The organism is Ruegeria sp. (genome assembly GCF_965221235.1).
GTDB lineage: Bacteria > Pseudomonadota > Alphaproteobacteria > Rhodobacterales > Rhodobacteraceae > Ruegeria.
On the sequence record NZ_CBDCRS010000004.1, the window covers coordinates 186,457 to 200,051 of the forward strand.

Consider the following 13,595-nt stretch of genomic DNA (forward strand, 5'->3'; position numbering starts at 1 on the left):
CCTTCGGTGATCCGTTATTTTTAAGTGCATTTTATGACACTGCTATTTTACGGACGCGCACGCGCCATATTGGGATTGCACCTGTCAGGCACGTTTTGCGCCAGTATGACGGCCCTGCTCATCTCCTTCTACATCCGTGCAAGAGCTTGACCATCCTCTTTGGCAGATCAGCGTTTACAGTGCGCTGGCGATTGTTCTGACGGTCACTCTGAACCGAAGTATTGCTGCACGTCTGGACCGCGGTTGGCGGTTCGCGCTGCTGGTCGGAATGTCCATCGCCGGGAATTGCGTCGCTTTGATGTCAGTCCTGTTCTGGCCGTCTTATTGGACACTGATCACTGTGGGGGTTCTGGGGTTCAGCCTCAGCAGCAGCTCTCTTTCGACGATGTACAGCTTTGGCCGCATCAGTGCCGAGCGGTACGGCTTCGATATCGCCGGTTTCAATGCATGGTTGCGGGCCATGACCTCATTGGGCTGGATGATGGGCCCGGCGCTGGCATTCTTTATCGCCGGGCAATGGGGGGCAGATCGGACTTTTGTGTTCGCCCTGCTTGCGGCTCTTGTTTGGGCCACCCTCTGGTGGCGCACGATTCCCCGTGACGCGCGGGCCGAGGTTGCGGACAAGCAGCCGCAGAACACCAGCGGCGCAGAGCGTGCATTGTGGCTGGCGGTTACGGCCTGTCTGTTCTTTTCAGCTGCACATGTGCTGTGCAGCAGCGCCCTGCCGCTGTTCTATGTTCGCGAAGCCGGTTTGCCCGATTTTGCGCCGGGCCTATCCTTTTCGATCAAAACCGCGACCGAGATCGTCATTATCCTGACCACTCCGGTATTGCTGCGCAGATTTGCGCCCCTGTCCGGGCTGATCCTGTCAGGCGGTATTGGATTGTGTGCTTTCATTGTGTTGTCGCAGGTCACAGGCCTGACCGGGATGGCCATCGGCTCGGCGTTAGAGGGCGCGTATTACGGCTTGTTCGCCGGTGTCAGCCTGACCTACGTGCAGAGTTTTGCGAATGGTCGCATGGCGCGCGCCAATGCGCTTTATGTCAACAGCCTGTTTGTTGGCGCTCTGATCGCTGGTCCTTCGATGGGTATAATCGCGCAATTCACCAGCTTTCAGACTGCTATTCTGGCTGCTTGTCTGCCGATGCTGTGTGCGCTGACGGTTCTGTTGGTCACGCAGCGATCCGAGCGGCGCTCAGACCTGTCCACCAGCTGAGGGATGTCGCGGCTACCCGCCCCAGATCACTTTGACGTAGTTCTGGGTTTCCTTATAGGGCGGCACGCCACCGTGCCGCTCTACCGCTTCTGGGCCTGCGTTATAGGCCGCCAGCGCCAGACGCCAGGATTTGAACTTGCGATACTGCCACGACAGATACCGCGCGCCACCTTCCAGATTTTGCTTCGGATCATGTGGGTTCACACCCAGCAGCTGGGCCGTACCCGGCATCAACTGCGCCAGTCCTAATGCCCCCTTGTGCGATTTCGCCCGCGGGTTCCAACCGCTTTCCTGCTGTACAAGACGCAGAAATAGTTCCTCGGGGACATTGTGTTTGCGCGCCGCCTGCCGGGCAAGCGTAATGTACTCCCCGCGATAACTACCGGTATAGCGTTGCCTGAATTGCACGCCGGGCGTCTTTGGTTTTAGCCGCTCTGAGTCCCGGTATTGAGTTGCAGCGCGGCTATCCAAAACTTTGGACTGTTTCAGGAAAATATCCTTGCGGCTTTTGGTCGAAAGCGTATCCGCCGCCAGCTGACCCGATATCAGCGACAGGCAAAGAACAGAAAAACAACCAACCAGAAAACGCATAGATGCCTGTCCCGCTCGCTCAACAACCTGAATGACTATAGGTATTTCAGTCAAAAATGAAAGCTTGGTAAACAAAGTCTGAGTAAATTCCCGCTTACTGTTGCACCCATCATCTTGGTTCCAACCACCGCGCATGAAGTATAGGGTCGCAGGGAAACATCGCGCCAGATTCGGCGCGCTTACGTCAATTCAGAACGGGGAAATACATGGCGGGTTCAGTCAACAAGGTGATCATTGTCGGAAATCTTGGTCGCGACCCCGAGGTCCGGTCATTCCAGAACGGCGGCAAGGTCTGCAATCTGCGCATCGCCACATCCGAGACTTGGAAAGACCGCAATACCGGGGAGCGCCGCGAGCGGACCGAATGGCACTCGGTTGCGATCTTTTCAGAACCGCTGGCGCGGATTGCCGAGCAATACCTGCGCAAAGGCAGCAAAGTTTACATCGAAGGTCAGCTGGAAACCCGAAAATGGCAGGACCAGTCCGGTCAGGACCGGTACTCGACCGAAGTGGTTCTGCGCCCCTATCGCGGTGAGCTGACCCTGCTTGACGGACGCGGCGAAGGTGGCGGCGGCGGTCAGTCGGGTGGATATGGCGGCGGTCAAGCCGGCGGCGGCTATGGCGACCCCTACGGTGCGCCCTCCAGCGCCCCTGCCCCTGCATCTGGCGGAATCGACGACGACGAGATTCCGTTCTAAGCAAAACGGAGACATATCATGACATGGTCCTTCTCTCTCGGCCGGATTCTGGGGTCGGAACTGAGGGTCCATGTCACCTTTTTCTTGCTGTTGGCCTGGGTCGGGTTTGCCGCCTTTTCCAACGGCGGCCTTCCCGCCGCGGTCGAGAACCTGATCTTTGTTCTGGCGCTGTTCGCCTGCGTTGTTGCGCATGAGTTCGGCCATGCGCTGATGGCGCGGCGCTATGGGATCAAAACCCCCGACATCACCCTGCTGCCGATCGGAGGTCTGGCCCGGCTGGAACGGATGCCGGAAAAGCCGATGCAAGAGGTCTGGGTAGCGCTTGCCGGACCTGCGGTTAACATCGTCATCTGGATTATTCTGATGGCCTTTGGGGCCGGAATGCCGTTCGAGACGATGGCCATGATCGACACAACAGTGCCCAGCCTGCTGAACCGTCTGGCCTATGTGAACCTGCTGCTGGCGGCCTTTAACATGATCCCGGCCTTTCCAATGGATGGCGGTCGCGTGTTCCGCGCTCTGCTGTGTCTCAAGATGGACCGGGTCAAGGCCACGCGGGTCGCCGCCACCGCAGGACAGGTCGTCGCCGTTGGTTTGGGATTTCTGGGGCTGAGCAGCGGCAACCCGATTTTGGTTCTGATCGCGGTTTTCGTCTTTATTGCCGCCAATTCCGAAAGCCAGGATGTCGCGATGCGATCCGTCGCGCGCCGCGTTCTCGCGCGCGATGCGATGATCACCGAGTTCCACGCGCTCTCTCCGTCCGACACCCTGGCCACTGCGGCGCAGGCCGTCATTCACACGACACAGCATGAGTTTCCCGTTCTGGACAGCAGCGGTGCTTTGCTTGGATTTGTCACCCGGAACAGGTTGTTCGCCGCTCTGGCTGGCGACAACCCGCGCTCGGACCCTGCAACCTCGATCATGGAGACCGATATCCCCCGGGTACACCTGACCAGCGGTCTTGAAACGGTACTTGAGGGCCTGCACAAGGGCGCTCCGGCGATTGCCGTTTGTACACAGAGCGGGAATATGGTCGGCTACATCACCCGCGAAAACATTGGCGAGTTGATGGTGATCCAGGGACGGTGATCAAGCCACCGCCAGGGCATCTTCCAACACGGAAATCACCGCCTCACGCGGGACGTCCGACGTCACAAAAGCATCACCGATTCCGCGCGCCAGAATGAACCGCAGCTGGCCGTCGATGACCTTTTTGTCCTGCGCCATCAGATCGACCAGTGCCTCGGCACCCGGCAGGTCTCCGGGAATATCGGCCAGATCGGTTTTCATCCCCATCGTCCGCAAATGCGCCCGCACCCGGCTGGGGTCTTCCTGCGAACACAACCCCAGACGCGAGGACAGCTCAAACGCCAGCGCACAGCCAATGGCCACGCCTTCGCCGTGCAACAGGCGGTCGGAATACCCGGTCGCGGCCTCAAGCGCATGGCAGAAGGTATGGCCGAGATTCAGCAGCGCGCGGTCGCCCTGCTCGGTTTCATCCCGAGCCACGATATCGGCCTTCATCTGAACCGAGCGGGTTACTGCTCGCACCCGCGCCGCCATCTCACCGCCCGATACATCGGTCCCGTTGACCTCGAGCCATTCAAAAAACGCCGCATCACCCAGCAGGCCGTATTTCACAACCTCGCCGTAGCCAGACAGAAAATCGCGTTGGGTCATGGTTCCCAGCACCGAGGTATCCGCCAGCACCAGAGACGGCTGATGAAATGCCCCGATCAGGTTCTTGCCCTGCGGTGCATTGATCCCGGTTTTGCCGCCGACGGAACTGTCCACCTGCGCCAGCAACGATGTCGGGATCTGCACGAACCGCACGCCCCGGCGCAGCACCGCGGCGGCAAACCCCACCAGATCACCGATCACGCCACCGCCAAAGGCAATCACCACGTCGCGGCGCTCGACTTTCTCGGCCAGCAGCCATTCGACCGTGCGCTCAAAATGAGGCCAGCTTTTGGTGCTCTCTCCGGCTGGCAAGGTCAGAGATGTCATCTCGATCCCAGCCGTGGCCAACCCGTCGCGCAGCGCCTCAAGATGCAGTTCGCCGACATTTTCGTCCGTTACAACGGCCACCTTCGGCCGCCGTAGTAACGGCGCAATCCGGACACCTGCCTGCGTAAGCAGGTCCGGGCCAATCTCTACGTCATATGAGCGTTCGCCCAGCTCAACATGTACGGTTTGGTGCATTATTTCCGTTCCAAAACATCAGGGCGGGTCGCCAACGCGTCCACCACCCGGTTCACCATATTGTCGATCGAAGTTTCGCCATCCGATTCCGCGATCAGGTCGGCCTGCGCGTATACCGGAACGCGCTGTTCATACAGGCCGCGCAACGTCGCATAGGGATCAGCCGTGCGCAGCAATGGGCGCGTGTCCTTGTGTTTGACCCGGTTCCACAGAACCTCAAGATCGGCCCGAAGCCAGACCGAGACGCCGCGCTCGGTAATCATGGTCCGGTTTTGTTGGGCCAGAAACGCACCGCCTCCGGTGGAAAGGATACCTTTTTCCTCATCCAGCAAGCGCCCGATCACCTGCGTCTCCTTGGCGCGGAAAAACGGCTCTCCGTCGCGCTCGAATATCTCGGGGATGCTCATATTGGCCGCCGATTCGATCTCGGCATCGCTGTCGAGGAAGGGAACACACAGTCGCGCAGCCAACGCGCGGCCCACAGCGGTCTTGCCTGCACCCATCATGCCTACAAGAACTACCGTTTTGTGCAGTGCAAAGCCCGCAACCGGGTTCGAGCTGGACGTGTTATGCTTAATTTCGCTCATTTCACCGTGAATGACGTGATCTTAAGAAAAATGCTAGCTATAACTATGGCAAAAGAGAAAATTGAGGCAGTGTTGAGCAATGGGCCGTCTGATCAAGTTTTTGATATACCTGATTTGCCTGTGTTTTATCGGGCTGGTGGCATATGCCTATCTGGGTCCGTTTTTTGGAGCCGATTTCTCGGCCCCGCAAGATGAGATTCGAGAGCCGGTAATCCTGAATGTCGAGTAAGGTCGCTGTGTTCGCGCTGTTCCTGGCCGGATCGGCGCAGGCGCAGCAGGAACCTCTCTCTGTCATCGACTGGCTGAGCACGCCGCCGGAAAACTTGCCGGGAACGGTGTTGCTGGAACCTGAGGTGACCGATACCGGAGTGCAACCGGATGTCGAGGTCACTCCGCTTGAAGCATTGTCTCAGCCGTTGGGTCTGGTGTCCTCTTCAGTCACGGGTCTGCCGGTCGACCTTTGGCAAAACAGCGACCCGGACCGCTTGGCGCAGCTGATCGCGCGCGTTCCCGTCAAATACAACCCCACCATGCAACGCCTGCTGTTCACCCTGTTGTTGTCAGAGGCCCGCGCGCCTGCGGGACCGGGTGCCGAGGAGACCCTGCTGCTGGCGCGGCTCGACCGTCTGATGCAGTTGGGCGCAGCTGATCCGGCGCAGTCGCTGGTGCAACTGGCTGGCCCCACCGACAGCCGCGAACGGTTCCAGCGCTGGTTCGATGCAACACTCCTGACCGGGGACGAAGACCGCAGCTGCACGGCCCTGATTGCACAACCGCATCTGTCGCAGGATTACGCCGCCCAGATATTCTGCAAGGCCCGTCGGGGCGATTGGGCCTCAGCCGCTTTGACGCTAGAGGCGGCCCATGCGCTGCAAGTTCTGCCACCCGAGGATCTGGACGTGTTGGACCGTTTCCTCAGCCCCGAATTGTTCGAAGATGCCGAATACCTGCCGCAACCCGATGACCCTGACCCGCTGAGTTTCCGCCTGTTCGAGGCGATTGGTGAACGCCTGCCCTCGGCCCCGCTGCCGCGTGCATTTGCCAATGCCGATCTGCGCGACGTGGCCGGATGGAAGGCCCAGATCGAAGCAGCCGAGCGTCTAACCCGCATTGGCGCGCTGACGCCCAACCAGCTTTTGGGTCTGTATACCGAACGCAACCCGGCGGCCTCTGGCGCGGTTTGGGATCGGGTCGCCGCCATCCAGAAATTTGAGGCCGCGCTGGAATCCGGGCAACCGGAAAAGGTTGCCAAAACATTGCCCCTCGTCTGGGAACAGATGCGCAGCGTCGGGCTAGAGGTTCCCTTCGCCGAACTGTTTGCTGGCCGCCTGACCCAGTTTTCGCTGCCTGACGCCGAGGCAGAAAATCTGCGGTGGCGCATTCTGTTACTGTCCGAGCTTTATGAAACCGCTGCATTGTCCGCACCGGACACGTCAGTTGAAACGTTGTTCCTGGCGGCTCTGGCGCAGGGTGATCCCGGTCGGTCGCGCACTCCGTCACCCATGGCTGACGCCGTGGCGCAGGGGTTTGGATGGTCTGCACCGATCCCGTCAGACATCGAAGCAATGCTGGACAATGGCCAATTGGGCGAGGCGATCTTGGAAACGATGGAGCTTTTTGCCCATGGCGCGCGTGGCAACCTTGTTGATCTGACCGCAGCCATTGCCACTCTGCGCCGTGTCGGGCTTGAGGACACAGCCCGCCGCGCTGCGCTGAACCTTCTGATCCTGCAAGGGGCCTGACCATGACGCCTCCGGCCACTGCTGAACTGTGGATTTCCACCTTTCTGCAAGCACAGGCAGCCGAGCTTGGCGCGGCCAACAATACCTTGTTGGCCTATGGGCGCGACCTCAAGGATTTTGCTGAGTGGCTGACCCGCCGCAAAACCGGATTCGCCGTGGCCGACCGGGACCAGATTGAAGCGTATCTGATCGACTGCGACGCACAGGGGCTGGCACAATCCACCCGCGCACGGCGGTTGTCCGCGATCAAGCAAATCTATCGCTTTGCTTTTGAAGAAGGCTGGCGCGACGTTAACCCTGCCATACAGATCAAAGGACCCGGACGGCAGAAGCGCCTGCCAAAAACACTGGACGTCCCCGAAGTTGACCGCCTGCTGCAAGCCGCCCGCCAGACCGGGCGTACCAAGGCGGACCGGGTTCGCAATACCTGCCTGATGGAGGTTCTTTATGCCACCGGCATGCGCGTGACAGAGCTTGTTTCGCTGCCGGTATCTTCGGCTCGAGGCGACCCACGAATGCTGCTGGTGCTTGGTAAAGGCGGCAAGGAACGCATGGTGCCGCTGTCCCCACCCGCCCGCGATGCGCTGGCGGTTTGGCTTACCGTGCGAGACGAGGCCGAGGATCAACTGGTTGCAGATGGCAGGCAAAGATCGAAATTTCTGTTCCCCTCGCGCGGGAAGTCCGGTCACCTGACACGGCACATGTTCTTTCTTTTGGTCAAGGAACTGGCCGTTCAGGGCGGCGTGTCGCCCGAGAAAGTGACGCCGCACACCCTGCGCCATGCCTTTGCCACGCATCTGCTGGCGAACGGCGCAGACCTGAGGTCGATCCAGACCCTGCTGGGTCATGCGGATGTGGCGACCACCGAGATTTACACTCACGTTCTGGACGAACGTCTGGCCGAACTGGTGTTAGAGCATCACCCGCTGGCCAAAGACCCCGATAGCAAGGGCTAACCCCTTGATCCGCAGGGGACGCGACCCCATAACGGATGCAGCAACACCAACTATCAAGGACCGATGGAACCCTCTTCTTCTCTGATCGACGGCGCATTCTGGTTTACCACAGGCGCCATTCTGCTTTTGCTCGTATTGTCGGGCTTTTTCTCGGGTTCTGAAACGGCATTGACCGCCTCGTCACGCGGCAAATTGCGGGCGCAGGCCGACAAAGGCTCGCGCGGGGCGCAAAAGGCGCTGGATATCACCGATGACAATGAACGGCTGATCGGCTCGGTCCTGCTGGGCAATAACCTCGTGAACATCCTTGCAGCCTCGCTGGCAACGGCCCTGTTCACGCGGCTGTTCGGCGAAAGTGGCGTGGCTCTGGCGACGCTAGTGATGACCCTGCTAGTCCTGATCTTTGCCGAGGTTCTGCCCAAGACCTACGCCATCACAAACTCGGAAAAAGCCGCCGCTGCGGTGGCTCCGATCATCAGCGTTGTGGTGACGGTATTTTCCCCCATTGTGGCCGCCGTACGCCTACTGGTGCGCGGCGTTCTTCGCCTGTTCGGCGTGCAGATCGACCCCGACAGCAACATTTTGGCCGTGCGGGAAGAGATTGCGGGCGCGCTGCAACTGGGCCATTCCGAAGGCGTGGTCGAGAAGGAAGACCGCGACCGCATTCTTGGCGCGCTGGATCTGGGTGATCGCACCGTAGAAGAGATCATGCTTCACCGCTCGAACATCGAGATGATCGACGCCGACGATGCGCCCGAGGCCATTCTGCAACAATGCCTCAAAAGCCCCCATACCCGCCTGCCCGTATTCCGCGAGGAACAGGAAAACATCGTCGGAGTCGTCCACGCCAAGGACCTTTTCCGCGCCATGTATGCCCATGCGGGCAGCAGCGAAAGCGAAGCAAACCGGCTGGAAGAGTTTGACATCTCGAAGGTGGCGAATGACCCTTATTTCGTGCCGGAAACCACGACGCTGGACGATCAGATGCGGGAATTCCTGCGGATGCACAGCCACTTTGCGCTGGTGGTGGACGAATATGGCTCGCTCCGCGGGCTGATCACGCTTGAGGACATTCTGGAAGAAATCGTGGGCGAGATCGCCGATGAGTTTGACATCGACGAAGACGTTCCCGTGACCCGTACCGAGGATGGTCAGTTTCTGGTCGAAGGCGCAATGACGATCCGTGACGCAAACCGCGCCATGGACTGGACGCTACCGGATGATGAGGCGAACACAGTGGCCGGGCTGGTCATACACGAGGCGCAGATGATCCCCGTGGTCGGTCAGGTCTTTTCCTTTCACGGGTTCCGGTTCGAAGTAACCGCCCGCGAAGGCAACAGGGTGACGGAACTGAAAGTCCGGCCTTTGTAAGGCAAAACCGGCGCCCTGCTCTGGGCGCCGGTTCGACTCAGGGGTTATGCGAACCAGGTGCGGCTGGCCACATAGCCATCCATCAGATCACCATTCGCATGCGCGGCCCAACCTGTGACCGTTTCCGAGTAGCCGTCGATGAACTGGTTGAACATCGGGTTGATCAGACCACCCTCTTCCCAGACGATCCGCGCCATCTGCGCATAGATGTCCTTGCGCTTTGCAGTGTCCAACTCGGCCCGCGCTTTCAGCAGCAGGGCGTCGAACTCTTCGTTTTTGAATCGGGTGTCGTTCCAATCGGCGGTGGACAGGTAGCCAACCGACCACATCTGATCCTGCACCGGACGACCGCCCCAGTAGGACGCGCAGAACGGCTTGTTGTTCCACACTTCCGACCAGTAGCCATCTGCCGGTTCGCGCTGGATTTCCAGCGGGATGCCGGCCTCTTGCGCCGACAGTTGGAACAGCTGCGCCGCATCAACAGCCCCAGCGAATGCGGCGTCCGAGACGTGCAGCACGATGGGTGATCCGTCATGGCCCGAGGCCTTGTAGTGCTCGGCCGCTTTGGCCAGATTGAACTGGCGCTGCTCCATTGAATCGTCAAACAGCGGATAGGCTTCGTTGATCGGAATATCGTTGCCGACCGAGCCAAAACCACGCAGCACCTTATCGACCAGTTCCTCGCGGTTGATGGCGTATTTCAGCGCCAAACGCAGGTCTTTGTTGTCGAACGGTGCTGTGTCAGTGTGCATGACAAAGATGTAATGCCCCCGCCCCGAAGTCGCATTCAGAGTAACACCCGGCGCGCGACCAAACAGTTTCGCGGTACGCGGCGGCACGATGTTGATGGCGTGTACCTGACCAGCCTGCAACGCTGCCGAACGTGCGGTGTCGTCGTTCAGAACCAGAATCTCGTGGCTGTCGTAATGGCCAACGCTCTCATCCCAATGGTTGGCGAACTTCTCGAACCCATAGCGAACACCCGGCTCATCCGCGATCACCTTGTAGGCACCGGTCGAGATACCCTCGCCAGGGTTATCCATACCGCCGCCCGGCTGGATGACAAGGTGGTAATCCGACACCAGATACGGCAGGTCGGCGTTGGGCGTGGTCAGTGTGATCACCACGTAATCACCATCGACCCGCACGTCCTCGATTCCGCGCATGATGCCCAGAGCACCCGACTGGGACTCTTCGTTTGAATGGCGCGCAAGGGTCAGCTGCACATCCTCTGCCGTCAGGGTCTTGCCGTTGTGGAATTCAACACCTTTACGGATCTGGAAGGTCCAGACCTTGCCGTCCTCAGATGCTTCCCAGCTTTCCGCCAGACTGGGGGCGATGCCGCCATCGGCCGTGACCACGGTCAGGGTGTTGCCATAGGCCCGCAGCGCCTTGGCCGTCACGTGCGACGCCGACAGAGCCGGGTCCAGCGTGTTGGTGCTTTCTCCACCCTTCAGCCCCAGTACAAAATGGCCGCCTTTCTTGGGCGTTTCGGCCAAACCAGCCTCAGCCCAGATCACGTTCGCAGCTGCGGCGCTCAGGCCAAGTGCGGCGGCTTTCGCCATGAATTCCCGGCGGCTTAATGCTTGGGGTTGGAGGTCAAACTTGCTCATCTTTTGTCCTTGCAGAGTAGTAATCGTGAGGTCCAATTCGCAGGCCTCATAGATTGATTCCGTAACAGAACCGTGACCGTTTACTATCGACTCGATCTCGCGCCTAAAATACTGAAACGACACATTGTGTCGCATTCGGCGTTGCATCAACGCTCCCATTAATCAGACTGCAAAAAACACAGACGGAGGCGTTTATGAAACTTCAAACCCGCGTGGCGGTGATTGGCGGCGGTGTCGTTGGTTGTTCCGTTCTGTACCACCTGACCAAACTGGGCTGGTCGGACGTCATGCTGCTTGAACGTTCGGAACTGACCAGTGGTTCGACCTGGCACGCGGCGGGTGGGTTTCACACGTTGAACGGCGACACCAACATGGCCGCGCTACAGGGCTATACCATCCGTCTGTACAAGGAACTGGAAGAGATCACCGGGATGTCCTGCGGTCTGCACCATGTGGGTGGTGTGACACTGGCCGACAATCGGGACCGGTTCGACATGTTACTGGCCGAACGCGCCAAGCACCGCTTCATGGGGCTGGAGACCGAGATCGTCGGCCCGGAAGAGATCAATAAGATCGCTCCTATCACCAATACAGACGGCATCATCGGCGCGCTCTACGATCCGCTCGATGGGCATCTGGACCCGTCGGGTACGACCCATGCCTATGCCAAGGCCGCGCGAATGGGCGGAGCTACGATCGAGACGCATTGCATGGTGCGCGAGACCAACCAACGCCCGGACGGTACTTGGGATGTGGTCACTGACAAGGGCACCATTCATGCAGAACATGTGGTCAACGCGGGTGGCCTGTGGGCGCGTGAGGTTGGCGCGATGGCGGGTGTCTATTTCCCGCTGCACCCGATGGAGCATCAGTACTTGGTGACCGACTCGATCCCACAGATCGAAGCAATTATCGACGCGGGCGGCGAACATCCGCATGTGATGGACCCGGCAGGCGAAAGCTATCTGAGACAGGAAGGTCGGGGCCTGTGCATCGGATTCTACGAACAGCCCTGCAAACCTTGGGCCGTGGACGGAACACCATGGGAGTTCGGCCACGAGCTGCTGCCCGACGACTATGACAAGATCACCGACAGTATCGAATTTGCCTATAAACGCTTCCCGGTTCTGGCCGAAGCCGGTGTGAAATCGGTGATCCATGGGCCGTTTACTTTTGCGCCCGACGGCAACCCTTTGGTCGGGCCGGTACCGGGCATGCGCAACTATTGGTCTGCCTGCGGCGTGATGGCCGGTTTCAGCCAGGGTGGCGGCGTTGGCCTGACGCTGGCGCAATGGATGATCGAGGGCGAGCCCGAGCGCGATGTGTTCGCTATGGACGTGGCCCGCTTCGGCGATTGGATCAGCCCCGGTTATACCCGCCCTAAGGTGATCGAGAACTATCAAAAACGATTCAGCGTCGCCTACCCGAACGAAGAACTGCCCGCCGCGCGGCCGAACCGCACGACCCCGATGTATGACATCTTCAGCGATCTGGGCGCGGTCTGGGGGCAGCAATACGGGTTAGAGGTGCCAAACTATTTCGCACAGGACGATGAGCCGGGGTATGAAACACCCTCATTCCGTCGTTCCGACGCGTTCGGTGCAACTGGGCGCGAGGTCCGCGCGGTCCGCAATGGCGTGGGCATCAACGAAGTGCACAACTTCGGCAAGTACCGCATCACCGGCCCCCTCGCCCGCGACTGGCTGGATCGGATCATGGCCGGACGCATCCCGAAACCGGGCCGAGTGTCTCTGACGCCGATGCTTTCGCCCAAAGGCAAGCTGATCGGCGATTTCACGGTATCCTGCCTGAGTGAGACCGAATTCCGGCTGACCGCCTCTTACGGCAGTCAGGCGTTCCATATGCGCTGGTTTGAACAGAACGCGCAGGATGGCGTGACAATCGAAAATATCAGCGACCGGCTCAACGGGTTCCAGATTGCAGGCCCAAAGGCCACGCAGGTTCTGGCGGCCTGTACCCGCGATGACCTGACCGATTTCCGTTTTCTTGACGTGCGCCGCATGACGGTTGGGATGACAGACTGTATCGTTCAAAGGGTCAGTTACACCGGCGATCTGGGATACGAGATCTACTGCGATCCGATGGCACAGCGACAACTGTGGTGGACTTTGTGGCAGGCCGGGCAAGCTCACGCCATGGTGCCGTTCGGAATGCGCGCGATGATGAGTCTGCGTCTGGATAAATTCTTTGGCTCATGGATGCGGGAGTTTTCGCCCGACTACACAGCGGCGGAAACCGGGTTGGATCGGTTCATCTCGTTCACCAAGAATGCCGATTTCATCGGTCGCGCGGCGGCAGAAGCAGAGCGCGCAAGCGGTTCTGCGCGGAAACTTGTCGCGTTTGAGGTTGATGCCGAAGACGCTGATGTGAATGCCTATGAACCCATCTGGCTGGATGGTGAGGTCGTAGGTTTCTGTACCTCCGGCGGTTATTCGCATTTCGCTGAAAAATCGGTCGCTATGGGGTTTGTACCGACGGATCGGGCCAAGGATGGGCTGGAGGTTCAGATCGAGATACTGGGGCACATGCGACCGGCTCGTGTGATCTCGAATCCATTATTTGATGCGGATGGCGCGCGAATGCGGGGATGACACCGGG

Annotated in this window: 12 protein-coding genes; 8 read left to right on the top strand and 4 right to left on the bottom strand. The window is 59.5% G+C overall.

The annotated features are described in order from the left end of the window. Nucleotides 1-136 precede the first annotated feature (136 nt). Nucleotides 137-1,216 (top strand): MFS transporter, encoded by a 1,080-nt coding sequence (locus ACOQOY_RS03955; RefSeq protein ID WP_420584187.1) that lies wholly within the window; start codon nucleotides 137-139, stop codon nucleotides 1,214-1,216. Between the two features lie 12 nt (nucleotides 1,217-1,228). On the opposite strand, the gene ACOQOY_RS03960 is transcribed toward ACOQOY_RS03955, so the two are convergent. Continuing rightward, complete coding sequence (locus ACOQOY_RS03960) at nucleotides 1,229-1,807, bottom strand: lytic transglycosylase domain-containing protein (RefSeq protein WP_420584188.1); 579 nt, start codon at nucleotides 1,805-1,807, stop codon at nucleotides 1,229-1,231. 206 nt (nucleotides 1,808-2,013) lie between these two features. On the opposite strand from ACOQOY_RS03960, the gene ssb reads away from it, so the two are divergent. Both ssb and ACOQOY_RS03970 read left to right on the top strand, forming a co-directional pair. Continuing rightward, on the top strand, nucleotides 2,014-2,505 hold the full coding sequence (ssb, locus tag ACOQOY_RS03965; RefSeq protein WP_420584189.1) for a single-stranded DNA-binding protein: 492 nt from the start codon (nucleotides 2,014-2,016) through the stop codon (nucleotides 2,503-2,505). Nucleotides 2,506-2,523: 18 nt separating this feature from the next. Then, complete coding sequence (locus ACOQOY_RS03970; protein ID WP_420584190.1) at nucleotides 2,524-3,594, top strand: site-2 protease family protein; 1,071 nt, start codon at nucleotides 2,524-2,526, stop codon at nucleotides 3,592-3,594. Here ACOQOY_RS03970 and aroB read toward each other — a convergent pair whose 3' ends face one another. Together aroB and ACOQOY_RS03980 are read right to left on the bottom strand one after the other, a co-directional pair. Further along, a complete protein-coding gene (gene aroB / locus ACOQOY_RS03975; protein ID WP_420584191.1) occupies nucleotides 3,595-4,707 on the bottom strand; it encodes a 3-dehydroquinate synthase in 1,113 nt (370 codons plus the stop codon). It lies immediately after the preceding gene. Then, nucleotides 4,707-5,294, bottom strand: coding sequence for a shikimate kinase (locus ACOQOY_RS03980; protein WP_420584192.1), 588 nt, complete (start codon nucleotides 5,292-5,294; stop codon nucleotides 4,707-4,709). The genes aroB and ACOQOY_RS03980 overlap by 1 nt, the downstream gene beginning before the upstream one ends. A gap of 79 nt (nucleotides 5,295-5,373) precedes the next feature. Between ACOQOY_RS03980 and ACOQOY_RS03985 the strand changes: the two genes are divergently transcribed. From ACOQOY_RS03985 to ACOQOY_RS04000, 4 genes are all read left to right on the top strand, one after another. After that, complete coding sequence (locus ACOQOY_RS03985; RefSeq protein ID WP_420584193.1) at nucleotides 5,374-5,523, top strand: hypothetical protein; 150 nt, start codon at nucleotides 5,374-5,376, stop codon at nucleotides 5,521-5,523. After that, nucleotides 5,513-7,036, top strand: a complete 1,524-nt coding sequence (locus ACOQOY_RS03990; protein WP_420584194.1) for a hypothetical protein — start codon at nucleotides 5,513-5,515, stop codon at nucleotides 7,034-7,036. The genes ACOQOY_RS03985 and ACOQOY_RS03990 overlap by 11 nt, the downstream gene beginning before the upstream one ends. Nucleotides 7,037-7,038: 2 nt before the next feature. Beyond that, the gene (locus tag ACOQOY_RS03995) at nucleotides 7,039-7,992 is read left to right on the top strand and encodes a site-specific tyrosine recombinase XerD (RefSeq protein WP_420584195.1); all 954 of its coding nucleotides are present in this window, start codon (nucleotides 7,039-7,041) and stop codon (nucleotides 7,990-7,992) included. Between the two features lie 63 nt (nucleotides 7,993-8,055). Beyond that, the gene (locus ACOQOY_RS04000) at nucleotides 8,056-9,363 is read left to right on the top strand and encodes an HlyC/CorC family transporter (protein ID WP_420584196.1); all 1,308 of its coding nucleotides are present in this window, start codon (nucleotides 8,056-8,058) and stop codon (nucleotides 9,361-9,363) included. A 44-nt stretch (nucleotides 9,364-9,407) separates the two neighbouring features. Here ACOQOY_RS04000 and ACOQOY_RS04005 read toward each other — a convergent pair whose 3' ends face one another. Further along, a complete protein-coding gene (locus ACOQOY_RS04005) occupies nucleotides 9,408-10,976 on the bottom strand; it encodes an ABC transporter substrate-binding protein (RefSeq protein ID WP_420584197.1) in 1,569 nt (522 codons plus the stop codon). A 194-nt stretch (nucleotides 10,977-11,170) separates the two neighbouring features. On the opposite strand from ACOQOY_RS04005, the gene ACOQOY_RS04010 reads away from it, so the two are divergent. Continuing rightward, entirely contained in the window at nucleotides 11,171-13,588 is a 2,418-nt protein-coding gene (locus ACOQOY_RS04010; RefSeq protein WP_420584198.1) for a GcvT family protein, read from the top strand. Nucleotides 13,589-13,595 lie beyond the last annotated feature (7 nt).